The 25783-nt window shown below is 35.1% G+C and carries 22 protein-coding genes and 1 riboswitch; of the genes, 6 read left to right on the plus strand and 16 right to left on the minus strand.

The window, feature by feature from the left end; all coding sequences use genetic code 11:
- The 3 genes from NST60_RS20185 to NST60_RS20195 form a co-directional block, all read right to left on the minus strand.
- Nucleotides 1-1125, minus strand: coding sequence for an IS4 family transposase (locus NST60_RS20185; protein ID WP_036180785.1), 1125 nt, complete (start codon nt 1123-1125; stop codon nt 1-3).
- 244 nt (nt 1126-1369) lie between these two features.
- The gene (gene thiT / locus NST60_RS20190) at nt 1370-1954 is read right to left on the minus strand and encodes an energy-coupled thiamine transporter ThiT (RefSeq protein WP_016205499.1); all 585 of its coding nucleotides are present in this window, start codon (nt 1952-1954) and stop codon (nt 1370-1372) included.
- Nucleotides 1955-2025: 71 nt separating this feature from the next.
- Nucleotides 2026-2124: riboswitch (TPP riboswitch) on the minus strand.
- Between the two features lie 268 nt (nt 2125-2392).
- Nucleotides 2393-3871, minus strand: coding sequence for an aminotransferase class V-fold PLP-dependent enzyme (locus tag NST60_RS20195; protein WP_169188650.1), 1479 nt, complete (start codon nt 3869-3871; stop codon nt 2393-2395).
- 108 nt (nt 3872-3979) lie between these two features.
- On the opposite strand from NST60_RS20195, the gene NST60_RS20200 reads away from it, so the two are divergent.
- On the plus strand, nt 3980-4927 hold the full coding sequence (locus NST60_RS20200; RefSeq protein ID WP_341100015.1) for a tyrosine-type recombinase/integrase: 948 nt from the start codon (nt 3980-3982) through the stop codon (nt 4925-4927).
- Nucleotides 4928-5169: 242 nt separating this feature from the next.
- Here the strand turns inward: NST60_RS20200 and spoIIP are convergent, their stop codons facing one another.
- The 6 genes from spoIIP to NST60_RS20230 form a co-directional block, all read right to left on the minus strand.
- Entirely contained in the window at nt 5170-6309 is a 1140-nt protein-coding gene (gene spoIIP / locus NST60_RS20205) for a stage II sporulation protein P (protein WP_224428332.1), read from the minus strand.
- Between the two features lie 219 nt (nt 6310-6528).
- Nucleotides 6529-6948 carry a 3-hydroxyacyl-ACP dehydratase FabZ gene (gene fabZ / locus NST60_RS20210; protein WP_040344370.1) on the minus strand — a complete coding sequence of 140 codons (420 nt, stop codon included), beginning with the start codon at nt 6946-6948 and terminating at the stop codon, nt 6529-6531.
- Complete coding sequence (locus NST60_RS20215; protein ID WP_101731111.1) at nt 6945-7550, minus strand: lysophospholipid acyltransferase family protein; 606 nt, start codon at nt 7548-7550, stop codon at nt 6945-6947. Before NST60_RS20215 ends, fabZ begins: the two co-directional genes overlap by 4 nt.
- Before the next feature lie 451 nt (nt 7551-8001).
- Nucleotides 8002-8874 carry an HAD family hydrolase gene (locus NST60_RS20220; protein WP_341100016.1) on the minus strand — a complete coding sequence of 291 codons (873 nt, stop codon included), beginning with the start codon at nt 8872-8874 and terminating at the stop codon, nt 8002-8004.
- Entirely contained in the window at nt 8871-9644 is a 774-nt protein-coding gene (locus NST60_RS20225) for a DeoR/GlpR family DNA-binding transcription regulator (RefSeq protein ID WP_016205400.1), read from the minus strand. Before NST60_RS20225 ends, NST60_RS20220 begins: the two co-directional genes overlap by 4 nt.
- Before the next feature lie 148 nt (nt 9645-9792).
- Nucleotides 9793-10560 carry an alpha/beta hydrolase family protein gene (locus NST60_RS20230; protein ID WP_254415275.1) on the minus strand — a complete coding sequence of 256 codons (768 nt, stop codon included), beginning with the start codon at nt 10558-10560 and terminating at the stop codon, nt 9793-9795.
- Nucleotides 10561-10932: 372 nt separating this feature from the next.
- Here NST60_RS20230 and NST60_RS20235 point away from each other — a divergent pair, with 372 nt between their 5' ends.
- Nucleotides 10933-11724, plus strand: coding sequence for a histidinol-phosphatase HisJ family protein (locus NST60_RS20235; RefSeq protein WP_101731110.1), 792 nt, complete (start codon nt 10933-10935; stop codon nt 11722-11724).
- Nucleotides 11725-11812: 88 nt separating this feature from the next.
- Here NST60_RS20235 and manA read toward each other — a convergent pair whose 3' ends face one another.
- Nucleotides 11813-12757: a mannose-6-phosphate isomerase, class I gene (gene manA, locus NST60_RS20240; protein ID WP_169188651.1), complete on the minus strand. Its 945-nt coding sequence runs from the start codon at nt 12755-12757 to the stop codon at nt 11813-11815.
- Between the two features lie 475 nt (nt 12758-13232).
- Entirely contained in the window at nt 13233-14672 is a 1440-nt protein-coding gene (locus NST60_RS20245; RefSeq protein WP_169187685.1) for a DDE-type integrase/transposase/recombinase, read from the minus strand.
- Nucleotides 14673-14837: 165 nt separating this feature from the next.
- On the opposite strand from NST60_RS20245, the gene NST60_RS20250 reads away from it, so the two are divergent.
- A complete protein-coding gene (locus tag NST60_RS20250; protein ID WP_341100017.1) occupies nt 14838-18005 on the plus strand; it encodes a S8 family peptidase in 3168 nt (1055 codons plus the stop codon).
- Between the two features lie 66 nt (nt 18006-18071).
- Here the strand turns inward: NST60_RS20250 and NST60_RS20255 are convergent, their stop codons facing one another.
- The 4 genes from NST60_RS20255 to NST60_RS20270 form a co-directional block, all read right to left on the minus strand.
- Nucleotides 18072-19295, minus strand: coding sequence for an MFS transporter (locus tag NST60_RS20255; RefSeq protein WP_016203656.1), 1224 nt, complete (start codon nt 19293-19295; stop codon nt 18072-18074).
- A complete protein-coding gene (locus tag NST60_RS20260; RefSeq protein ID WP_016203655.1) occupies nt 19292-19726 on the minus strand; it encodes a MarR family winged helix-turn-helix transcriptional regulator in 435 nt (144 codons plus the stop codon). Before NST60_RS20260 ends, NST60_RS20255 begins: the two co-directional genes overlap by 4 nt.
- A 524-nt stretch (nt 19727-20250) precedes the next feature.
- Complete coding sequence (locus tag NST60_RS20265; RefSeq protein ID WP_040343607.1) at nt 20251-20964, minus strand: MOSC domain-containing protein; 714 nt, start codon at nt 20962-20964, stop codon at nt 20251-20253.
- 81 nt (nt 20965-21045) lie between these two features.
- Nucleotides 21046-21375 carry a DUF3889 domain-containing protein gene (locus NST60_RS20270; RefSeq protein ID WP_016203653.1) on the minus strand — a complete coding sequence of 110 codons (330 nt, stop codon included), beginning with the start codon at nt 21373-21375 and terminating at the stop codon, nt 21046-21048.
- Nucleotides 21376-21526: 151 nt separating this feature from the next.
- Between NST60_RS20270 and NST60_RS20275 the strand changes: the two genes are divergently transcribed.
- Entirely contained in the window at nt 21527-22120 is a 594-nt protein-coding gene (locus tag NST60_RS20275; protein WP_016203652.1) for a biotin transporter BioY, read from the plus strand.
- A gap of 165 nt (nt 22121-22285) precedes the next feature.
- On the opposite strand, the gene NST60_RS20280 is transcribed toward NST60_RS20275, so the two are convergent.
- Entirely contained in the window at nt 22286-23920 is a 1635-nt protein-coding gene (locus NST60_RS20280) for a copper resistance CopC/CopD family protein (RefSeq protein WP_016203651.1), read from the minus strand.
- Nucleotides 23921-24174: 254 nt separating this feature from the next.
- Here NST60_RS20280 and NST60_RS20285 point away from each other — a divergent pair, with 254 nt between their 5' ends.
- Both NST60_RS20285 and NST60_RS20290 read left to right on the plus strand, forming a co-directional pair.
- On the plus strand, nt 24175-24348 hold the full coding sequence (locus NST60_RS20285) for a hypothetical protein (RefSeq protein ID WP_016203650.1): 174 nt from the start codon (nt 24175-24177) through the stop codon (nt 24346-24348).
- A gap of 228 nt (nt 24349-24576) precedes the next feature.
- Entirely contained in the window at nt 24577-25584 is a 1008-nt protein-coding gene (locus tag NST60_RS20290) for a cation diffusion facilitator family transporter (RefSeq protein WP_341100020.1), read from the plus strand.
- Nucleotides 25585-25783 lie beyond the last annotated feature (199 nt).

Consider the following 25783-nt stretch of genomic DNA (forward strand, 5'->3'; position numbering starts at 1 on the left):
TTACGGGACAGCTCTTCCTGCTATTTTTCGAATCCAAATGTGTGCGGATTTCCACGGTGCTGCTTTTAACAACCGACTAATTTGTAAGTACGTCCGTGAACTGTTTGTACCCAACTGAGCCAGTACGTTTAAACAGTAGACAATCATCGCGATGTACACTTGATTATGGACAGCTTGTTCGCTTTGTCCGTAGAACTTTTTGATGTTCAAGTGTTGTTTCATCCACTTGAAAAACAGCTCGATTGCCCAGCGTGATTTGTACAGTTCAGCGAGTTCATCCGCATTTAAGTCGAAACGATTCGTGATGAGGTGCAGCTCATTCCCTTTTGAATCCATCACTTTCAGTAGTCGAAACTCATTACCAGCCCGACTTTGTGCTGTGCCCAAAGAAATCATTTCATCTGATAAAACAGTTGAATTTTTTGGAAGGTGAAATTTCTCGATTTGATGTGTAACGGCGTTTTTTCGTAAGCGTGAGACAAAGAAATACCCGTCGTCTGTCATACGGTCAAATTGCTTGTAATCCAAGTAACCACGGTCAAAAACATACATGCACTCTTTGTCGTCAACAAGTACTTCTAGCTGACCTCGATCATGTTCAATCGCATTCGTTAACACCGCTTTATCCGGGTATGAACAGCCCTTTTCTAAGTAAACAAGACGTAAATGGAGCTTAATGCCTGATTTTGTTTTGCGGAATTCAGCCCATTTATGATTGTTCAGGTTCAATGGTAACGTACTTGAGTCGATGATTTTCAGTGGTGTTGTCATTTTCCGTCGCTTTTCAAAATGCGTTTTCTTATGAATTTGCGCGACTAAATCTAGAAACACCTGCTGGAACACCTCTGTCGGCACTTGATTTAGCCGGCGTCCCAGTTGCGAAAAGCTAATTGATTCTAGTTCGGTTGCTTTTTGTAGGTCATCCGAGAATAACGTATCACTAACCGCACGTAGACTTTCGGTTTCGTTGAGTTGTGCGAATACGAGTAATTTCAAGAATGAAGCAATGTACAGCTTCTTTGTATAGTAATTTAATTGATAGGCTTCCACAAGTTCCTCTAGTTTTGTGGAGGAAATCGGTGAAAGCCATTGTTCAAATGATGTTTTTCGTGTAAACTTATCCATGCGTATGTCCTTTATTTTGGATTTGGATGGTTTACTACCACCCAACCATTATAAAGGATTTTTTTGTGCATGAATAATATTGCAGAAAATTCAGATTTATAAAGGGCTTTGAATTATTTTAATGCGACGCTAGTGCAAAACTATCTTTATATTTTTTCATTACGCCTCCTGTTTTTTGGAATATTATACCACATTAAAACAAAAGACGCTCCTAAAGGAACGTCAAATTATTTACTATTCATCTTTAATTTCTTGATATACCAGTTGATGGTCTATCAAGTACGATACGTGGAGCTGAAATTAATAAAAGTACAAGTACGATTGAACATAGAATGGTTGCTCCTAAATAAGATCCACCGTTTACTATCAAGGAATTGATAAATGGCGACATTCCTTCTGGCGCATAACTTGCCCAAATAGTTACTCCTGCGATAAAATGCCAAATATAGCGAGTAAAACCCCCAACGACTACAGCCAAAATAATTAAACCAATTGCTAATCCCTTTTGCTTCGTTTTTAAAGCATTTTGTATAGAGGAAGCAAATAAACCAGCAAATCCAATACAAGCAAACGCGAATAAGTACTCTAAAATAACTTGCCAAAAGCCTAATGCTTGCAGATCACCAACAACAATCTGTAAAAGCCCCCATAAAAATCCTGCGATCGTACTTGCTTTAAAGCCCCAACGGAATGCAACGATAAAAATAGGTACCATTGCAAAAGAAATTGAAGTATTAAATACAGGAATAGATGGCAATAAATCGAGAATAAGTGCAATTGCAGCCATGATCGCCACTTCTATCATGACAACTAATTTCATATTTTTCATAAAAAAATCTCCTTTTTTGTGCAGACCAAAAGGAGAACTTACGCGCGAAATGAATCATATAGTTTCTACTATATACATTCTTCCCACATTCCTACGTTAGCATTAACTAACAGGTTCGAAGGGTCAGATCAATGGATCACTCTCAGCATTACGCTCCCCTTGTGGTTTGCTTTTTATCAAATTAAATTTATTATAGCATAAATCGTTCTTCAAATATGTATTTTTATTAAATACAGAATTTTTCTTTTTTTTCAAAAGAAATTACCCAAACACTTTCTTAAATTGTTTGGGTTGCCGTTTTGCCTCTAATTAATATGATTCATCCTTTAATCAGTAAAAATTTGCTCGCCATAGTTATTATTTTTAGATGTATTTTTTCTAATATATAATATAGTCAGCTTGAAAAACTTTCTTGTTTAGCGATAAGCTTCTAAAAAGTCACACGGTAAACAAATCCTTCAAATCCATCTCGTTTCTTTTGACTGATTGATACTCACAACTTGACGGCTTCGTAACATAATCTCTCTTCCATTCTTCCTGATAGATTATAATCTTTTTAATCGCAGCTACAATATAATACACATCCTCGTTACTCATCGTAGGATGTAGGGAAATTCGAACCCAGCCTGGCTTGTGCGAAAAATCCCCATCTTGTATTTCCTTACTTAATTCTTTGGATTGTTTATGCGTAATCGGTAGTAAATAATGTCCATAAGGCCCCGCACATGAACAACCACCTCTTACTTGAATGCCAAAGCGATCATTAAGTAACTTCACGACTAAATCATAATGAATATCTTCGCAAATAATCGAAATAATCCCTAACCTATCTTCATTTTCCTCTTCTAAAATTCGAACTTTATTCAATTTTTTTAGTTCTGTTATTGCTAGATGTACTAATTCCTTCTCCCTTTGTTCTATTCTTTCTACTCCCATTTCTTCTTTTAGTTGAATACAGAGTGCAGATTTAATTGCCTGTAGAAACCCAGGTGTTCCCCCATCCTCTCTTTCTTCGTCATCCTTTTTGTATAAAATATCTCCCCATTCATTTGTGAAATCTACTGTTCCTCCGCCTGGATGATCTGGTATGCTTGAATAAATAAGTTCCTTTGCCATCACTAATACGCCGCTAGTGCCAGGACCACCTAAAAATTTATGGGGAGAGAAATAAATAGCGTCCAATCTTTCCTCTTTATTAGCCGGATGCATATTAATCGATACATAAGGGGCAGATGCTGCAAAATCGACAAAGCAATAGCCTTTATGCTTATGCATGATTTTCGCAAGCACGTGATAATTTGTTTTTCTTCCAGTCACATTGGAACAGGCAGTAAATGCCCCGATTTTTAATGGGATGTCTTTATATTCCACTAGCAATGATTCTAAATGGTCTATATCTACATCGCCCTTTTTGTTCGGTTTAACCATGATGACATCAGCATTTGTCTCGAGCCAAGATAAGTAATTTGAATGATGTTCCATATGTGTGACAAAGACCACAGCTATTTTTTCCTTTTTAGCACATGAATTTTTTAATCCTATAATTCTTTGTAATTTGTTGACTACTGCTGTCATGCCAAAACCATCAAACAATATAATATCATTCTCACCTGCATGAACGTGTTTTTTAATGATTCGTTTTGCTTCCTTATACGCTTTTGTCATATACGTACCTGTAATATTTGATTCTGTATGCGTATTAGCAACATAGGGACCTAATTTATGTGTAATCTTTTCTTCAATCGTTTTATATAATCTGCCACTTGCTGTCCAGTCAGCATATAGCAGCTTTTTAGTTCCATAAGGTGTAGAAAAGGTTAAGTTATTTCCAATGATATGATTCTTTATCTTTGAAAAATAATGCTCCAATTCAGTATTATAATGGTATATAGATTCACCAACTTTAATTCTGATCAATTTAAAAATCCCCTTTCTCTCTCCTTCTTTAACCTATGTTAAAATAAGAAGAGAGGTTATTGCATTTCGGATTGTTTGAAAAAAATTCATAAGAAGGATGGAACATATATGATGATTACCTTGCCTGATTATGCACTTGATTATATGGAGAATTTAAACCAATCTGGACGAAGCAAACTTACATTAAAACAGTACGAATCTGACTTAAAGAAATTTTTCAGCTGGCTCGATATCTACAAAGAAAACACTAAATTTGAAACAATAAAAGCATTACGAGCTGATGATATTCGCGCCTACTTTCATTATTTAAAGGAAAAGCAATTGTCGCAAGCTACTATACGTAGGCTAGCATCTGTTCTTAGTCGATTAATGATTTATCACCAATGTATCTGCGCTCATGAAATTCACAAACTAGCTGAAGCTGCCCCATTACGTACTCTAACGGACAAAGATTTTATAACCCAAAATGAATATAGCCTACTAGCGCAAATGCTATTAACAAAAGATGCAGAAGTTACAAAAAAATCAGCTCGAAATTATCTGTTGACAAGAAATTGGACAATTGTAGCATTGTTACGAACTTTTGGTCTTACACCTTTTGATCTACATAGTATCAAGATGAAGGATTTAAACCTTGCACAAGGTGAGCTTACGCTTAGTAGAGACACAACTCGATTAATTCTTTCCCTTCCTCACGACATTATGGCAAAATTACGAGATTACTATTTTTCTATTCCAGAATCGTTTCGGCCAAAGTATTATTCCAACGATCCCGTTTTTGTCGCTTTCAACAATATTTCTTATTCCTTTCAATACGATTATGATCGACAAAAGCCAAAAGGATTGTCTGTCCGTGCAATTCAAGAAATGATTAAAGATGAAGTAAGAAGAGCTGGTTTGCGAAAAATTTCAGCTGTTAATTTCCGAAATACAGCAATTTTAGAGGAACTAGCAAACGGTGTGTGCGATGAGAACGTAATGCAGCAGTTTCATTTAACAAGTGAAGCAGCGCTAAGAAGATATAAACAATATTTACAGGAAAAAGAACAAAAATAGGCTTGACTAATAAGAAAAGCGAAGTGCACCCATTTAGTTACATTTCATGGAGGGACAGACATTTTCTGCGATAAAATAAACACGGTAACGGTCGTTGAGCTGATTTTACTTATGAAAAGGAATAGCAGGGACTTTACAAACCGATTGGAGCTTAAACTAAATACCAAATTGACTTAAGAAACCTTATATTTTCTTGTCTGTAAAAAAAGATGAACCTAAAATGAGGATCATCTTTTTTTACATTATTGCTGTGTTGCGTCATTTTCTTCCCAGTATACTTTGCTGAAAATCTCGGAAAATGCTTCAATACTGCGATTCAATTCTGCTTGTGTATTGTCTATTCCACCGACTTCTAGAAGAATAGCACGATCAGAGAAGTCCTGATTATATACCCCATTCCCTTCTTCTTTTCCTTTTAAGAATACGCCTCTAGAAATACCAGGATACTTCTTATCCAATTCTGCATGAAGCTTTTTCGCAAATTCCTGATTTTTTTCATAACCTTTGTTCGCATCACCAATAATAAAAAGCAATTTTGCATAGCTGTTTCCATCAATTGTTGCTGTAGTAGTTTTCTTTCTTGCAGAATCTCGGTGTATATCAATTAAATAGTTTAAATGTTTATTTTCACTAACTGCTGTCTCAACTACCTCTTTTGAAACCGCATAAGATGAAAAAAAGTTCCAACCTCTATCAAGAAGTTTTTGGTTAATATTTGTTTTATCTAATTGAACTCCAATTCCTTCGTCTTGCAATAGATTACTTAGTTTATTACTCAATCCAACCACATTTGCTCGTTCATCCGAACTTACTGCTTCATTTTCATTCGCATTCTTTAAAAGTGGTAGATAGGCTTCTAAATTATGAGTATTGTAGACTAACACCGTTTTATTTTTAGGAGTAGCAACTGGTGCTTTATTCTCTGATGGTTTTTCTTCCTTCTCTACTTTTTCTTCATCCACTTCTTTCGGATTTTTCATAAGTTCTTCTGAAGGAGTAGACTCAAATGGTAGATTAGCAAGGCTTGTCCCTTCTTCTGCGACAACAATTTCTGTATGAAAAGAAGTCAAAGCAGGTAATTCTCTACCTAAAAGTGTACGCGTATCATCTAAACGAATATTAGTTGCTATTTGGAACAAGATATTTCCAAGAGAAAGTCCTTTCCCATCTGATTTTGGAAATAGATGATTTTCACTATGAAATATTTCCGTGTAAATTTCTGTTGAATTTACCGATTTTAAAATACTGGCAACATTATCTGAAGTCAATTTGAAGGAAAAAATAGAGGTCGTGATTCCTGCAATAAGGATAAACATTAGGATAATTCCTAATATTGTTGTATTCAAATATTGAATTAATGTACGTGTTTTGGAGGTTTGCATAATAAGTACATCCCCTTTCTCATTACAGATATATGCCAATCTACTAAAGAATAGTCTTGTAATCTATGAAATATTTGATAGGGAAATGTAATTATTTTAATGAATGATTTGAAGTTTTGTAAATTATTTGAATGCGTAAAATTTACTGATGAAGATAAGATGACAGCCAATATAAAAAGCCACTTTAACTATAATCTTTTAGTAAAGTGGCTTTTTATATTACTGAAATGCAAAAAGAAACTCCGCCTCGCAAATCAGTTCGCCAGCTACGGTCGCTTTTCCTTTTGCCTTCGCAAAGCTATTTTTCACCTTTTCTACCATGACTTCCATGCACAGCTCATCACCCGGAAAAACCGCTTTTCGTATTCTAGAATGATTTATCCCTGCTAGAAGAGCAAATTTATTACTATGTTTTTCTTCACTATGAATAGCTACTGCCGTAACTTGCGCAATCGCTTCAATAATAAGGACGCCTGGCATAATTGGATTATTTGGGTTTTGCCCTGTTGCAAATGTGTCTTCCTTATTGATTTGCTTAACCCCAACAGCCATTTGTCCTTCTTTTAACTCTAATATTTCATCTACTAGAGGCAGAGGATAACGACTTAGTATATCCTTTACTTTCTGTAGATTCATCATTTCTGACCGCCTCTTTTATCTAATTCATTTTGTAATTGGGCCATTACATCACTTAATTCTTTAGTAATATCAGCTGGATCTTTCTTTGTTCCATCCTCATTTTTTAAGGAAATTGGATCACCAAATATAACATGTATTTTTTTTCCCCTTAACAGTCCTTTTAAATCAGTTGGACCACTATATGCAGCTGGAACAATTGGTACCCTTGCCAAATTAGCGATTGTAGCAGCACCCTTTTTTAAAGGGACATCCTCTGAAGTCCTAGTGCCACTAGGAAAAATCCCGATAATCTTCTTTTCCTTTAGTAGTTTAACTGGCGTTTTAATACTGCTGGGACCAGGATTCTCTCTATCAACTGGAAAGGCATTTATGCTATAAAAAAATTTAGCTGATTGAGGTTTAGCAAATAACTCTTTTTTTGCCATGAAATGAATTTCATTTGGTAACAAAGAAGTACCGAGTGCCACAACATCGACCCATCCTATATGGGAACAAGCTACGACATAACCAGTATCCTTCGGTAATTTATTTTTATTAATTACTTTTGTTCTCCCAAAAATTTTTAAAACAACATTTGCAAATCGACTCGTAAATGCATACATTTTTTCTTTCTCCTTTATGTGCAAAATAACTTCATGTTTATTTATGTGATCTTTCACTATATGTAAGATTTTAATAAGCCACAATAAAATCATCATTTTAAATTATATCATCTACTATTAGTAGTAGATACTATATTTTTTACTACCTACTTATTATATCTCAAAATCGCTAAAAAAAATAGTGCTGAACCCCTACTAATAGGCGCAATAGTTCTAGAAAAAACGATTACTAGTCGATAATTATCATTTCTTTCGGGAATATGTTTTTAAATGGTATAAAAAAAGAAGAAGGATTCGCCTTCTTCTTTCAGACTGTAGACAAACCCCTGAATTTTAGAAATAGAAGTTTGGATATAGTATATTTATTAGTCCCTTTGAATAGAGATGTTGCTTTCCACTCCAAGCAACGCATGAAAATTCCATTTAAGTTTCTAAAAATCTTTTTTATAAATTATATAGCAATTGAAGATAAAACAAGTCGCTTAACCGTATTAGCTACGCCATGCTCATCATTCGTTTCAGCAATTTCAATTGAAGCATTTTTTACATCTTCTCTTGCGTTCCCCATAGCAACTGGATAGCCGACTTTTTCTAACATTGATAAATCATTCATACTATCACCCATTGCTAATATATCTTTTAATGGAACACCTAAATGTTTTGCTAGTTTTACTAATGCATTCCCTTTTGATGCATCCTTATGCTCAAATTCAAAATTATACGTACCAGATGTCACGAGTGTAATCGATGGATCATCTTTGAATGTTTCCCAACCTGCATCCAATTTTTGTTTATCAAAGGAAAAGGCTAAAATATTGTATACATCAATAGTAGGCATTTCTATTTCCTTATAACTATTAATATACGAAAAACCTGTTTGTGAAAATTGGGTAATTGCATGTTTCTCTAGTTCTGCTCGACTAATTTCTGGATTAGCTGTACAAAGTCGATCAAGCTCTATTTCAATTAATTGTCTCCCTCGTTGTGGCGAATATAGATAATCATTACTAAAAACCTCATAATAATAATCTCTTTCTTCCAACCATTGCAATAATTTCATCGCTTTCTGTTTATCCATGGGTACATGATCAAAACGGTTGCCTTCAGGGTCATGAATCGTTGCCCCATTAGCCGCAATTATCCATGTTTTTAAACCGGTATCTTTAAAAATTTCGATAACATCTGGATAGTTTCTCCCTGTTGCTACAATCACTTCTACGCCTTTTTCTTGTGCCATTTTCAAACTTTCCACATTTTGAGGACTAATTTTGCTTTCATGATTTAAAAGTGTTCCATCTAAATCTGTTACGATACATGAAATCATGCTTCTCCATCCCTTCTGTTTGCCACCAATAATTCAACACCATTTTCGTTTAGTAATTCTATAAACCAGTCTTCAGGTTCTTTATCTGTGATAAAGAGATCAATATCGGAAAGCTTAGCAAACTGATAAAAGTCGGTAATGCCAATCTTGCTATTATCCCCTACTACAATGACTTGCTTTGCTTGTTTCATCATCTTCTTTTTAACTGCGCCATCTTCTTCGTCGACAATAGTAAGTCCTTTTTCGGATATACCGACAATACCGATGAACACTTTATCTACATAATATTTATCTAATCGCTGAATTACAGAATTTCCATATAAATATCGATGTTCTTTTTGCATTACTCCACCTAATAAGTGAATTTTCGGCAATTGTTTATCTGATAAAATATCAGCCAAATTAATGGAGTTTGTGATCACCGTACATTCTTGGTTAATATAATTTCCCATTGCCTGAACGGTCGTAGAAGCATCTAGAATAATATGGTCATTATCTCTAACAAAGGATGCCGCTATTTTTCCAATAGCTTTCTTTTCTTCTGAAACGGATTTCAATCGATTATGATAATTATCTACTTTCCGATGAACTTTAGGTAATAGTGCACCACCTCTTGTTCGAATAATTGCCTGTTCCTCTTCAAGCTTTACTAAATCACGTCTAGCTGTATCACGAGAAACGTGAAAGAGGGAACAAATTTCTTCCACAGTAATTTTTTCATGCTGATTTAAATAGTGAACAATGTCTATTAATCTTTGTTCTTGTGCCATATTATCCCCTCAAATTCATTTCTTCTCTTTCTATTTTAAGTTATTTACTTAAAAGTTTCCACAATAACAAACTAAAATAAGTAAAATAATTATTTTCACTTAAAAAAACGCAAATGGATGCTGAATCTATCCATCTGCGTTTTTTTAATTAGTTACCTTCTAACCACTTGATCGTTCCATTTATTAATTGATTAAATTGACTTGAGGATGAAAATGTATGCTCTCCATTTTCAATAAGTAATGTTTCAACCGTTCCTTTATCTCTTCGTAAATACTCTTGTTTATATTCATTCAAATACTGATACGGAATATCCTTATCTGCTGTTCCGTGCGCTATAAGAACATCTCCAGAAAACTGTCGACAGCTTTCTAACGGGAAATAATCCGATAAAGAATCAAAATATGTTTGGTAAAACGAATAACCATAAAAATCAACTACTTCTTTTTCTGCTAATTCGGACAACCTTTCCTCTCCAAATATTCGTTTAATATCAAATGCTGGTTTCCCAACAGCAGCCCACTGAATTAAACGGCTAACGCGCGAATTGTTGATTGCAGTGAATAATGCGACTGCGCCACCAAGACTATGCCCTAGTAAAATAAGTTCTTTTATCGAGAGCTCATCATACGCAAATTGAATCATTGCTTCTGTCTGGTCAATTAAATCGGACAATCGATTCCTGCCATATTCACCACTAGATTCTCCACATCCCTTATAATCAAATCGAATCACTAAATAGCCCATTTCAGTAAGTAAATTACTTGCCTTAACAAACAGTCGGTCTACTCCAACTCTACTGCCAATCAACCCATGGCAGATAATTATTACTTTATATTCGTTGTAGATTTTATTTGGATAATCGACAGACAGTATGAGATCATCGTCCTTCCATTTGATTGTCTTTACCTCAGTCATCTCCACTTCCCCCTAATTACACATGATAATTATTCATTATATATTATTCCTACCTGTTTAGTAAGTTTAAAACAACAATTTTCTGAAATCTTTTTTTCATCATAAAGGAAAGTTACTTCCTTGGCAATTCATGTTTTAAAAAAACATTATGATAAAATAGACTATAGAGAAAATATTATCTACTGGTCAAATACAGGGAAACTTCCATCAGTGGGGTATTTCCTTCCTCCCCCACTGATGGTTAGTTGAGACAATCGAACCTTTACGGACAGCTGGTCTCCCACCTATCTTCCTAGTATTCTCATAAGCTTATGGTTGAGTCTTACTGTCCGTTAAGAGTGGGATAAAATGGTCTATAAAAAGGAGATTCTTATGTATTATATTGATTACCATCACCATTCCAATCATTCTTTTGATTCGAAAGCAATAATGATGGAAATTTGCAAAGAGGCAATAACTAAAGGAGTGCAAGAAATTTGTTTTACGGAACACTTTTCGGTCAATCCAAATGCTCCTACCTATGGACATATGAATTGGCCAAACTACCTAGCAGATATCCAGAAATGCCAAGTTATTTATGAAGATCAACTTCTAATAAAGATAGGAATTGAATTATGCGAACCACATTTAATGCGCGAACAATATAAAGCTGTTTTATCAACAATTCCTTTTGATTATGTACTCGGCTCTGTTCATAATCTTGCTGGTCTAACACTTCGTAAATATATGAACGCACACCCAAACGAGGATATTTATCTCGCCTATTTTAAAGAGATGTATGAATTAGTTACATATGCAGATATCGATGTGCTTGCACATTTTGACTTAATGAAACGATATGCGCATGCTACAAGAGGAATATATACCTTTGCAGACTATCAAGAAATTATTAGTTCCATATTAAAAATGGCTATAAAAAGAGGAATTGGATTAGAAATTAATACTTCTGGTTGGAGAACAAAATTAAATGAATCATTGCCATTTCTAGAAGTTTTAAAGTTATATAAAGAATTAGGAGGCGAAATACTAACGATTGGCTCTGATTCCCATAAAAAAGAAGATGTTGGCGCAGGCTTCACAGAAGCACTTAATTTAGCAAAAGAAGCTGGTTTCTCTTCCTATTATACATTTGAAAAAAGAAAACCAATACGAATAGACATGTGAAATTAGGATATTGGTCTAAATTAGATCTCTAAATAAATAAAAAGAGTGTCAACTAGACACTCTTTTTATTTATCTAAACAAACTACTTTTAAATATAGGAAACAATTAACTCTGCTTTCCCATTTAATTCAAATGCACCAAATTTATTTGGCAGCAAGAAATGATCTCCTTTTTGGAAAGCAAATTCTTTCCCATCCTTTTCTAGAGAGCCGTCTCCCTCAATTACGCTACATAATAAGAAAGATTGCTCTTGCTCTCTATTTGCTTTTCCATCTAATGCCCATTTTTCAACTGTAAAATAATCGCATTCAACAAAGTTGGTAATTTCCAAATCTCCTTTTTGCTCAACGGTTGGAGAAGTTGCTGCTAATTGGTGTGGGACTGTTGTTACATTAATTGATTGCTCAATATGTAATTCCCTTTTATTACCTTCACTATCTGTACGATCATAATCATAGACACGATAAGTTGTATCTGAGTTTTGCTGTGTTTCAAGTATGATAATACCTTCTCCAATAGCATGAATTGTTCCACTAGGTACAAAGAAGAAATCGCCTTTCTTTACTGGTACCTTGTTTAATAGCTCATCCCATCTGTTTTCAGCTATCATCGCTTTTAATTCTTCTTTTGTGTTTGCATGATGGCCAAAGATGATTTCTGCCCCATCCTGACAATCAATAATATACCAACATTCTGTTTTCCCAAGCTCCCCATTTTCATGAACTTTTGCATAATCATCATTCGGATGGACTTGTACAGATAAGTCTTGATTTGCATCTAATATTTTTGTTAATAATGGAAAACGATCACCATCTATATTTCCAAAAAGCTCACGATGATTTTCCCATAATTCTTCTAAATTTTTACCTGCTAGCGGTCCGTTCTTAACCATACTTTGTCCGTGCGGATGTGCGGAAAACGCCCAGCATTCCCCTGTTATTTCACTCGGTATATCATAACCAAAGCTACGGAGCGCAGTACCTCCCCAAATTCTTTCTTTAAATACTGGTTTAAAAAATAATGGCTCGTTCATTTGATAATGGAACTCCTTCTTTACAATATTTACAAAACTATTCTAACATATTCCGTAATAAAACGGTTTCGATTTTCAAAAATAGAAAATAAAAGCAAAAAATTAGTGGGAATTTTCCTAGTAGATTACAAAAAAAGATATACATTTTTTGCTAAAAATACAAAAAATAAGAGGACAAAATGATAGAAAGGTGATTTAATAGATTTGTAATATATCACCGGTAGTGTCAAAAGATTTATGAAAACTACCTAAAGGGTTAGTTTCTCTCCTATTTACTGGATGGAGATGCGCCGCAATCGCTCTTGACAAACACGCCAATGGTTTGAGGATTGTTTAACAAGGGCGAAGGGAACAAAAGAAGGCATACCAAATAAGCCCTTGGTTGTTTCCATTTTAAACCATTGGCAAGTTCGGTTTGTCAAGAGTTCGCTCCGCCGATTGCTGAATTAGCTTAAGGGCTCAGCTAAACAAAAAGTTAGGCTTGTCTTTGTTCTACTATCCATTGTTGTGCTAATCCAATGAGCTTTGTCCAACGTGCTGGCATTGTTGGAAGCCCCTTGAGTTCTGGATTCACTACGGGCACTTTTCCTTCTAAGGCGGCATGCGGACGCAAAAAGTTAAAGTAGGCCGTAAATAAGGTGACGTATGAAATGGAACCATGTTCAGAGCCGAATCCATGAGTGGAGCGATAATTGCCCTTAAAGGTGCGGTTAAGTCTCTCAATTATTTGTTTCAGTGGTCTATATTCGGTCGAAACAGGGTCCTCATTGGTTAATCCAATGACCTGCTTCACATCGAATGAAATCCCATGTTGAGCGAAGAAATGTTGGGCTAAAAGATAGATTGGATTCCCGTCTACCACAAAGGTCAGATTTTCTGGAATCTCTTTCATCTTGATTAAGACCTCATCAATTGCTCGAATGGCTGTTGCTGTGTCTCGATTAGGCGACACCGGATACGAAAGAATAATCTTTTTCACGGCGTCAAAAAAGAAAAATAAATAATGCCATCGACCGTTTACTCTGATATACGTTTCATCACCGCAGAATTGGTCTGAAAGTTCATAGGGATAGTGATCCACATAAGGTTTAAGTAATAAAGCTACGCTATTTTCGTAGTTCAATACAGTCTGATGTGAAATCATCACTCCGTGTACGTCCTGCATAATCGCAGCTGTTTTACGGGCCGAAAGGCCATAGTTTACATGATAGGTTAGGATTAATCCTAATGTATGTGGTGATGCATAAATCTTTGATAAGTCAACGGCCGGCAGTTCTGGTGATTCCTTGGATAACGGCTGGAAATCGATATGAAACTGACGGAAAATGTATCTTAATTTAAATGCTTGAGGGTCCTTTTTGAACCTTTTCTTTTCTTTTGAAGTCATCCCATTGAGCTTCTTTTGATAATAAGAACAGTCATTGTTCTTGCACTTAAACACGTGAAAATCTTTTCTTTCTTTTATTTTCTCGAGAGTTTTGGAACAATGAGGACACTTCAGGATGGCTTCCTTAGAATAACGGTTCTTTTCACTGAAGAGCTCTGTACACACCTTGCATTGATACTGGCCTTTATCTCCATTGTTGGCATAAAGATAATCTGATGGAGCACCACACTTTGGGCAGTTCATGGATTTAGGTACGGAAACTTTTGCATTCTTACGCCTTTGAACAGGTTTAAGTGGTTTCCCGTTCTTCTCTAGATATTCACTAAGAAGAACTCGATAATCAAGCTGTTCCAGAACTTCAATGACCGGAAGGTCGTCCACTTGAAGTTTTCGATATGGTTTATTTACTGGCTGTTCAGTAGGCTTATCAAACATACTCTTACCAATCAATAAAGTAAGCAATGTTCGAATTAGTTGTTCTTGATAGTTTATAAAAGTTAATAAATAGGTTATAATTTGAGGGTACAAATTGTCACTTCCTTTTCTAGGTTGTTGAGAGTGTCGTAACCTCAATTATCCTTAGAATTCAGGGGGTGGCAATTTTTTTGCTTATAAAGCCCTCTCAGATAGGATTTAATAACCTATTTACTATAAAAGTTTTGACAATACGATATCACCTATAGGGGGAAATTTATGAAAAAGTGTAATTGGAAATCTTTTTTTGCTTTATTACTAATTGTTTCATTAGTTTTTAACATCCTACCGATGAAAGAAGCAAAAGCGATGGAAAACATCACCCATGCTGAAACTCTTTCCATTGGAAAAGAAATAACATCATCTTTTCAAGCAGATGAAAATGTAAAATGGTTTCTGATTGATCCTGCATCAGTCGTAAAAAACGCAACTCATTTAGAGATTAAATTAAATTCTACGGAAGAAATGAATATTTCTGTCTATTCTAGTAAAGAAAATGCGCAATTAAGTAATACTTTTAGCCAATATAACACAGTTAGCTTTATTGACTATGCAGGCGTAATCTATTTTCCAATTGCATGGGATGGACCATATTATATTAGAGTAGACTATTATTCCAACTTAGAGGATGAGGAATACATAGACGAGGATGAGTTCCCTGAAACAAATGGAGATTTTTCCTTAATAGTAAAGGATACAAAGTTGGCACCTACCGTTGAAGTGGAAGAAGCATGTCCAGTCGAATTAAGCATGCTGGATACAAAAGATAATCGAACATTGCTTACACAATTACGAACCATTCGAGATACCATTTTATCATCTACAGAAAATGGGACAAATCTTTCTAGCTTATATTATCAAGTCTCTCCTTTTCTGACAGCAAAAATGATATTTAATAAAACATTGCGACAAGAAGTATTAACAAATTTAACAACATTAAAACCAATTTTCACTAACTTGCTAGAAAATGGGACAACTAGCAATTACAAGATAAGCAAAAACGAAGCAAAGGCAATAAATAATTTATATGCTATTGCTAACGAAGCATCACCTGCTGCTTTACAAACAAAAATGGAAAAAATAGCTAAAAAAATAGATTTGTCGAAATTAGAAGGCAAAACCATTGCCGATATTTTTAAGACATTAGGGGCTTCTAGTTCCACTATTAGCAACAAAGAAATGAATAATAAATTTATCGTCAAAATGAAAGCAGGAAGAACTGTTTCTTCCTTAAAAAACAGTCTAGGTAAAGCAACCGCACAAACGATTAATGGTTTAGAAGGCACAGAACAAATTGCAGACGGCATGTTTACAATTGAATTAGATCAAGGTAAATATACGGCCAAAAGTGCTAATACTCTCATTAACAAAATGGAGCAAGCCAAAGAAGTCGAGTATATAGAGCCAGTGCAACAATATTCATTATTGACTTTGCCAAGTGATGTGTCTGCCCCTTATCAATGGTCATTAAAAAATACAGCACAAACAAATGGGAAAAAAGGGGCTGATATACAATTCGAAAAACTATATCAGCTTCAGCAATCTTCTAACATGAAACAAACGACAATCGCTGTATTAGATACTGGTGTCGATGCTTCTTTAGCTGACTTTAAAAATAAAATTACTGCTGGCTATAATTTTATCAATGAATCAACGAATGTATATGATGACAATAATCATGGAACCCATGTAAGTGGTATTATCGCTGCTGGCATAAATAATGCTTTTTCCATGTCTGGCATCCATTCCAATGCAAAAATAATGCCGGTAAAAATATTAGACGCCTCAGGTTCGGGGGATACAGAACAAATTGCTAAAGGAATTAAATATGCAGTAGATCATGGCGCAAAAGTAATTAATATGAGTTTAGGCGGTGGGTATAGCAGAGTGCTTGAATCGATGCTTCAATACGCCTATAGCAAAAACGTCACTATCATTGCCGCTAGTGGAAATGGAGGCTATGAAGGTCTTGATTATCCAGGTTCTTCTCAATATGTTACGGCAGTTGGTGCCTCAAATGATTTAGACATCGTTGCCGATTATTCAAGCTATGGAAAAGAGCTGGATCTAGTAGCACCAGGTTCTAATATTCCAAGTCTTGTTCCTAATGGTAATTTAGTGCTTTACAGTGGTACTTCTATGGCTACCCCACACGTTGCTGCTGTGGCTGGATTACTGCTCTCTTTAAACGGAAACCTAAAACCGAAAGAAGTAGAAAAATATTTAACAGATACAGCTACATCCATTATCTTTAAAGAAAATGACAATCCTGAAAACGAGTATATGGAAGAATTTCCTGAGGACTTTCCTGTAGATAGCTATCCAGTAGGCTTTGATAAAGTATCTGGTTGGGGCAGATTAAATGCCTATTCTGCTTTTAGTGCCTTGCAATTAAAAGCTAAGGTTGCACCGATTTATAATAGTACTCGATTACTTACAGGTACAGCTGAACAAGGAAGTGTAATAAGTGTAAAACTGGGCAGTAAAACTTATTCGGCTACAACTGATAAAAACGGGAAATTTGCAGCAGAAATACCGCTGACTCAAACAAACCAACTTCTTTATATCCATTTTTCAAGTAAAGATGGGAAGGCTAGTACATCCATTCGAACAACGGTTCAAAATGACACAAAAGCACCAAGCGCTCCTACCGTTCAAAAACTTGGCGATAATGATGTAGTGCTGAAAGGAACGAGTGAGGCTTTTGCTAGTATTTCCGCAACTGTAAATGGAAATGCGATTGGTAATGGAAATGCAGACTTAAACGGAAAATTTGCTATAAAAATCAAAAAGCAAAAACGAAACACAGTTGTTTCCGTAACAGCTACAGATGGAGCGAAAAATAAAAGTAAAGCAACAACAATTAAAGTGATTGATAACACGCCTCCTTCTGTACCATCTGTAAATGGAACGATTAGTAATAAGTCTGATAAAATTTCCGGTAAAGCAGAGACTGGTTCTACCGTTACAGCTAAAGTCGGAAAAACTACGCTCGGTTCTGCTATTGCTGATAAGAATGGAAAGTATACGATTAAAATCAAAAAGCAAAAAGCGAACACCAAGATCAGCCTAACTGCTACAGATAAAGCAAAAAATGCAAGCAAACAAAAAACAATTACGGTTGCTGATAAAATAGCTCCTGCTGCTCCAAGTGTAAACAATGTTACTACTAAAACAACAAAGATTACAGGCAAAGCTGAAGCAAATGCAACGATAACCATTAAAATTAAAAATAAAGTTTTGGCAGAAGGAAAAGCAGATAACAAAGGGGTATTTTCCATTAAAAAAAAGAAACAAAAGGAAAAAACCTCCCTGAATATAACAGCAAAAGATAAAGCTGGGAATGTCAGCAAAACCGTTACTAAGATTGTCAAAAAGGCTAAATAAAAATATCAAAAGAAGGCTCTCTTTTCGAGAAACATTACCGTTTCGAAAAAAGAGAGCCTTCTTAATTTATGCACCTGTATTATATTTTTCTTTCTTGGTTACGATTGTTTCTTTTCCAATCATTTTCCCGTGTAAATAGTAATAAAAAACAATACCAATCAAAATATAAATGCTACTTAAAGAATAAAAAGTATTTAAGCCGATTGCGTCGCCAATAATTCCGACAATATATGAACCAAAGCCAATCCCGATATCAAAAATTGATAAGAATGTTGCTGTTGCAAGTCCCCGTCTCTGTGGAGCTGCTTTTTGGATGGCGATTGTTTGTAGACATGGGAACATAGAGCCATATCCTAAGCCAATTAATGCTGCAGAAAGTAAAAACATCCATTCTGATTGAGCCATTCCAAGGACAATCATTCCAATAGCAAATAATACGATGCATGGATAAACGATTTTATTTGCTCCATATCGATCAAACCATTTTCCTGCAAAAGGTCTTGCCATAAGCATAAAAATTGCATAAACTACAAAGAAATAACCGGATACACTAACAAGCCCTATATTTTCTGCATAGACAGAAACAAAGGAAAGAATGGACGAATAAACGATTCCAAACATCGCAGCAACGATACTAATTTTCACCGCTGTATTTTCCATGATTTGCTCGAATTTAAATCCCTTCTTACTATTATTTTCTTTCTCGACCGTTTCCGTTTCTACCACTGGCTCAAATTTCATGAACCCACCTGTTAAAATAGCTAAAAATGCAAAAATAAGCGCTAATGTAAATAGTGTTGTATTTCCCCATGAGTTAATAGCTTGCAATCCAATAAAAGGACCAACAACCATTGCTAAGTTCATACTCATGGAATAATACCCCATGCCCTCTCCTCTTCTGGAACTCGGCAAAATGTCTGCAACAATGGTTCCAGTTGCAGTGGTAGCCATCCCAAATCCAATCCCGTGCAAGGCACGAACCACAAGTAAACCTTCAATAGAATCAGTAAATAAATAAAAAATTGCGGCAAGTAAGAAAATAAGTAAGGATGTTATAAATATGGCCTTCTTTCCAAACTTTTGCATTAAATTACCTGCTATTGGTCGAATGATTATCGCAGTAATTATGAAGACCGTAACGATCAATCCTGCTGTTGACTGCTTTCCATTCAGTTCTCGAATCGCATAAATTGGTAATGATACTAATAAAAAATAAAACGTCATAAATAAAAAAAAGTTACTTATCCATATTTGGATAAACCCCTTTGTCCATAATGGTTCTTTATTCAATTTTTTTCCTCCTTGCTTGCTAATGATTGAGACCACTGCGAAATAGTTTGTTGCAAATATACCCAAGAATCAACTGGCAATTGTGCAAGCAATTCTTGGTTTGCCTGTAAAACAGCGACTTCCCATTCTTCGTACTTTTGTAATGCTACGTCCGTCAAAAACACTTTGTTCGTGCGTTTGTCTTCTCCCTTTACTTGAAGCACATATTTTTTCTCAACCAGCTTTTTCACCGTACGTGTTACAGGTGGTGCTTCTATGGATAAATATTCAGCAATTTCCTTTTGAGTAAGCGGACCGTTCTTTTTTAATACAAACAAAATTGCCCATTCCGAACTATAAATATCAAAGGGCTCTAATGCTGTATTTAAGTGTTTTGTAAATTGCCTTGCAAGCTGCTGGATAGAATGGAATAATTCATGAGTCGTGTTCATCTCTTTCTCCGATCTAAAATTAATTACCTAGGTAACTATATCATATTTTAAGGACTGATAGCAATATATTACTAAAGGATTGTGTTTTTTCAATAGGAAAAAGAATTAGTAGGAAAAATGGAGCAGCCGGAATACACGAAGACGTCACGGGGATTAGCGCGACAGTCTGAGACCCCGGTGAGGAGACTCAAGCTTCGCCCCACGGAAAGCGAAGTGTATAACTTTACGAAAACAGCCTTATTTAAAAACAGCCTTATTAATCAATCGTTTGATTAATAAGGCTGTTAGTTCTTTATGGAATTATTTTTGATTTCTATGTCTATATAAAGTGAAACTTCCATCAGAGGGGGTTTTCCTTCCTCCCCACTGATGGTTAGTTGAACCAATCGGACCTTTACGGACAGTTGATCTCCCGCCTATCTTCCTCGTATTCTCATAAGCTTGAGGAGGGAATCTTATTGTCCGTTAAGAGTGGGATAAAAAACTGCAGACGTAAGTCCACAGTCCCTTCTTAATCCTTCTGATTAGATAGAAATTACATCGCCAGCATAGATAGTTCCGGTTTGAATGACACTCGCATAGAGACCAAAATGATTATTTTGGTCTTTCACAAGTTGTTTCAATAACTTTGGTTGCCTTGTGCCTGTTTCGGGATCGACCGTAATAATCATACATCTTTCACAATACTTGTTGATTTCAAGAATTACTTCTGTACCAATTTTTATTTGTTTTCCTATCAAGTCTTCTTCCTTCATACTATTTTGTAAATCATATAAGATATTCCCTCTAAATCTCCTTTCATCAATTACTTCACCATACGAAGAAGATAATTCGGATAGTGCCTGTGTAGAGATTAACAAAATATTGTCTTCTTCAATTGCCGGGAACGGAACATAGTTTGGAGAATAGGTGATTGTTTCCAACGTTCGATTTGTTTCTTTTTCCAGCCTTTCTAATAAAGCTGAATCATCCCAATTGTATTCCGAACCATCGCTTGCACTAATTTTCATTTTAGGAAAAGCTTCTAAACAATCATCCCCTATAAACGCTGCTTTGTATGTAACCATTTTAGGATATTGAGTAATCGTTAAATGCTTGTCCTTACTCGACTTATCGATAAAAGCATGACTTCTATCCCCATATATACCATAAGACATGATTCGTGCTTTCGAAATACTTTCTCCGGTAAAAGATTTTACAGGATAACGCATCATTTTATGTACCTTTCCAACAATCATAACTCTCCCCCACCTTTCTCTTTCTTCCATTAAAACAAAAAAACTCCCTAAAACCAATTCTTTTAGAGAGTTCTTTGGATATTAAGGTTGGGTTTCTTTCATTTCAACTGATAATAAACGTTCTGTTCGCGTATCAAAAGTTAAGTTGACAAATACACCTATTTCTTTTTGATCCTGCTTTACAATAAGCTTAAACTTTTCCACTGAAGTTCCTTTTTTATCTTCCTTACCAACATGCAGATAATCGGTAACCTCACTATTAGGGTATTTTTCTTGAGCCTTTGTCATGGCAATTCTGCCCCATTTAACATAAGAAGGTAATGCTTCTGCTTCTGTTTGTAGAGGAAGTAACTGCATAAGAAATACACTCAGCAATAAGATGCCTATGAATGGAAACTTTATTTTTTTCATGCAATCATCTCCTTTCATCATATTTTTAGTATGAACATGGAATGAGAAATTATGTACGTTTAATATGTTAACTAAATTATTTTTAGGTTGACATAAATTATTTCGGGAAGTATAGTAAATAAAGTAAATATTATAAAAGGGAGTGACAAGCTTGAAACAGTGGAAAACAATTGATATTACGATGATTGCCTTATTTGTTGCTTTTATGGCAGTTGGTGCGAATGTAGCAAGTTTTCTAGTAATTGGAGGTGTTCCAGTGACCCTTCAAACATTTTTTGCTATCCTTGCAGGATTACTTTTAGGAAAAAGACTCGGTAGTGTTGCAATGATTGTTTATATGCTCGTTGGTCTCATCGGCATTCCAATTTTCGCAGGTATATCAGGTGGTCTTATTACGATTACAAAACCATCTTTCGGATTTATTTTAGCTTTTATCATTACTGCTTTCTTTGTTGGATTAATAGTTGAAAGAAAACAATCTGTTCCTGTCTATATTTTTAGCGGATTCATCGGTTTAATCATTAATTACATAATCGGAACTAGCTGGATGTATATGGCATATAAACTTTGGTATGCTGCACCAGAAGGCTTTACTTATCAACTATTGTGGAGTTGGATGGTTCTTCCGTTAGTAAAAGATATCATTCTTACGTTTATCGCTGGAATTGTTGGTTATCGATTGTATAATTCCGTTGTTAAAAAAAGTGCGCTCCATACAAATTGGAGTTCTAATTCTAATCAGTAATAAACAAGTCCCCACATCTGTGGGGACTTGTTTATTACTAAAACCGCCGACTTCCTCTATTTTTCGCCATAAAACGACTGTTTAATTTAAAAATCCTGTCTGATTCTGCGCTTTCCCGAGAAATACTTGCCTATTTCCATTCCCGATTATTCTATCAATGAAACATTATCTTACTTGGATAGGATAAGAAAAGTCCAGCGATTCTAATTCATCGGTCAAAACATGTATTTCCACATCCCATTTTCCTGGCTGATTTAATTGGAGATTTTCTGCAAAATAGTGTCCTTCCTTTTCCTGTGTTAGAGGAAATGAAGTTTCTTTTTCTCCATGCTTTAACGTAATCGTAATTTGTTCGATTGGATCGATTGGATTGCGATTATTATCAAATACAAATACTTCATATTGATTTTGCACACCAGTCTTTTTCGGTGTAATCGATAAACTAATATTTTCATTATAACCACCAAGTTCTGCTTCTTTATAAAAAGGCAAATCAATTGGCAAGGTTGGTGTTTGAATTTGTGTAAATGCACTAGTCACAAGTAATATTAAGATACCTAGACCGATTTCAATTTTTATTGATTTTTTATAGAAATCTTTCTTTCCTAATAGAATTCTACTAACCAAGTGATACGCTCCAAATATAAGCATAAATACAAGCAAACCAATTTTAATTAACAAGGTTTTTCCGTATGCCGTACTTACTAGTGAATGAAAATCAGGGATTAATAAAGAAGCATTTATTACTCCCGAAATAGCTAAAACTGCAACTGAGAAAAGAGCCCATAAGGAGTACTTTTCCATCGTTGCCCAGTACATGTCATGACCTTCGCCTTCTTTAGCAAATATCCCTTCTCTCAAAAAGAGTACAATAACAAGCATTCCGCCAAGCCATATGGATGCTGCTAATAAATGAGAAAAATCAAACAAAATTGCTACTGTTTCATATGGTGAACTGGAAGGATGACCAAGAAACGCCTTCGAAGCCATAATACCTAAAAAAGCCAACCCTGGAATAAACCAGTGTTTTCTTTCGAAGTAACTTTCTTTTGTCCAAATAGATCGTTGTCCTACAAAAAGGATAGCTAAAAGGATAATTTGGATAATCCAAATGGTTCCTTCTTTCGTACTTGACAATGTTTCTAATAAATTGGTAGGTTTTATGGAAGCTACTATGCCACCACCTGCATAACTTTGTGTTTGTATTACAAGGAAAGTGAAAATACTAATCGCAAGCAATATGATTGCAGTCATAGAAACTGTTTTTGTTCGTTTTATTAATGTGCTGGACAAGTTTTTTTTCTGAAACCAAATCGTATAAAATAAGAAAAGTCCCATATATAAAGAAAATCCGATATAAAGGAAACCTTTATTTATCATCATACTAATGAATGTTGTTAAATTCCCATTCTCCTGTTGTGTTGGAAATGATGCCCCCTTAGGCAATTCACCAATACTAAACGGAAGCATCCCGGAAACAGAGTGTCCATCCGCCGAAACTACTCTCCATTCTACTGTATAAATATCGTTAGGTAACTCTGGTTTTAAATCCACTTCGATTGATTTTTCCGTATCGGGGTTAATCACAATATTCTTCTGATCAACTCTTTCCCCTGATGAGTTTAAAACATTTAATATTGTAAAACCAGTTTGAATTTTTTCATTAAATTCTATGTACACTTTTTCTGGAGCTTCCTCTAATATTTCATTTTCACTAGGATTGGAATTTGTTATATAAGCATGGGCAGAAACTGTATTTATTCCTATAAAACTAATAATTAGTACAATTAAAGGAAACATAAGCAATATTTTCCTATTCACTTTTTAAATCACGTCCTTCTATTTTCTATATCCCTCCCAATTATAGCGAATGAACACTCATTCGTACAATCAAGTGGTATATTTGTATAGTTATTCGATCATTTTTGCGAGAATTAGTCATCATTTGTCTTCGAATAGCGTATTTTGCGCTTTCCCAAGAAATATTATTATCTATCGTATATTTTTCTTATTACTTGTAAACAATAAGAACAAAATCAAAAGGAGGTAAGTCAATGGATCTTAACATGACTGCTGATGAAGTAATGTTGGCTATTCAACAATTACGTACAAGTGGCATGAATATGAATAAAAAGAAAGTAAAACAAAGCCATCCAGATTTAATGCGCCATGCGCTACATTATTTTCCTGATTGGAATAGTGCAGTTGAAAAAAGCGAATTAGCTTAAAACTTAACCACTATTATTACTTCTTAGACATACATATTCAACAATCGTGTGATAGCACCAAAGACTTACAAAAAGACTTCTGTTAATTGTAATATTTACAATTATAGAAGCTAATAGAGACTTCCCATAAACATAAAACCATTTATTAATTGGTTGTATATAGAGGGAAGTTCTCTTTTTATTTGGCTATGACTGCATCATAGGTAGGGAAGAAGGGTACTAAAGATAATGAAGGAATTGATATTGTTATTAAAGAACGGCAATCGTTCCGCTCTCCTTGCGGCTCTTGTAAATACCATTATTTCTTTATTAAAAGGAGTTGCTTATTTTCTCACTGGTAATGTTGCAATGTTTGCAGAAACGATGCACTCTCTTGGAGATGCAGCCAATCAGTTTTTTGTATTTATTGGTTCTGCCTTGAGTAAAAAAGCACCTACAAAACGATTCCCTGGTGGATTCGGCAGACTTGTCAATATTGTTTTATTGTTTGCTGTTCTTATCGTCGGTATTATGGCATATGAAACAGTGCGTGAAGGAATTGACCATATTATTAGACCACAGGAATCGACTGGCTTTTTTCTTGTTATCATTGTCCTTTCCATATCTGTTTGCTTAGAGTTTACCGTATTAATAAAGGCAATGAGAGAAATCGTTACAACAGCTGGCTTAAAAACTAGAGGCTTACAATTATTCACTTCTAGCTTTACCTATTTGAAATCAGCAAAACCAGCAACTAAATTGGTATTCTTAGAGGATTCCGTGGCAACAGCAGGAGGAATATTAGCAATCCTAGCAGTAATCGTATCGGAGTACACAAACTTTAAGCAAGCGGAAGGCATTGTATCCATCATTATTGGAATCTTTATGTTTATTGTGGTCGGTAAAGTATTCTTGGATAATGCCGCAGGTGCAATTGGTGAAGCTGACTTGGAGATGCAAGGTGTAATCGGCAATATTGCTATGAAAGATCCAGATGTACGAGATATTCAAGGCCTTGCTGTTTATAAAGAGGGAGAAGATTTTCATGTCGAACTTAGCATCGAAATCGATAGTAAGTTAACGGTCGAGCAAGTTGATAAAATCAGACAACGAATTGAAAAACAAATCCTCACAGAAAAGGGCGTATCCGATATTATCATTGAATTTGATAAAGATGATGGGATTTTAAATTGGCCTCACTCGATTCATAAATATGAAAAGCGGAAAAAAACGCATGAAATGGGAAAATATAACTAACCACCAATGGAGGATGAAGTCTCCGCTGATGGAATTTTCTTTATTTAAGGCTGTTTTCGAAAATTTGTTGCTAATAACCCGGAGCCGGAATACACTTTCCGTGGGGTTCGCAATGAGCCTCCAGGGTCTCAGACTGTCTTGCTAATCCCATGGTGTCTACTTGTATTCCGACTGTTTTATTTTTCCAACTCATTCATTT

Origin of the sequence: Niallia sp. FSL W8-1348, from assembly GCF_038006745.1 — a bacterium.
GTDB classification, from domain to species: domain Bacteria; phylum Bacillota; class Bacilli; order Bacillales; family Cytobacillaceae; genus Niallia; species Niallia alba.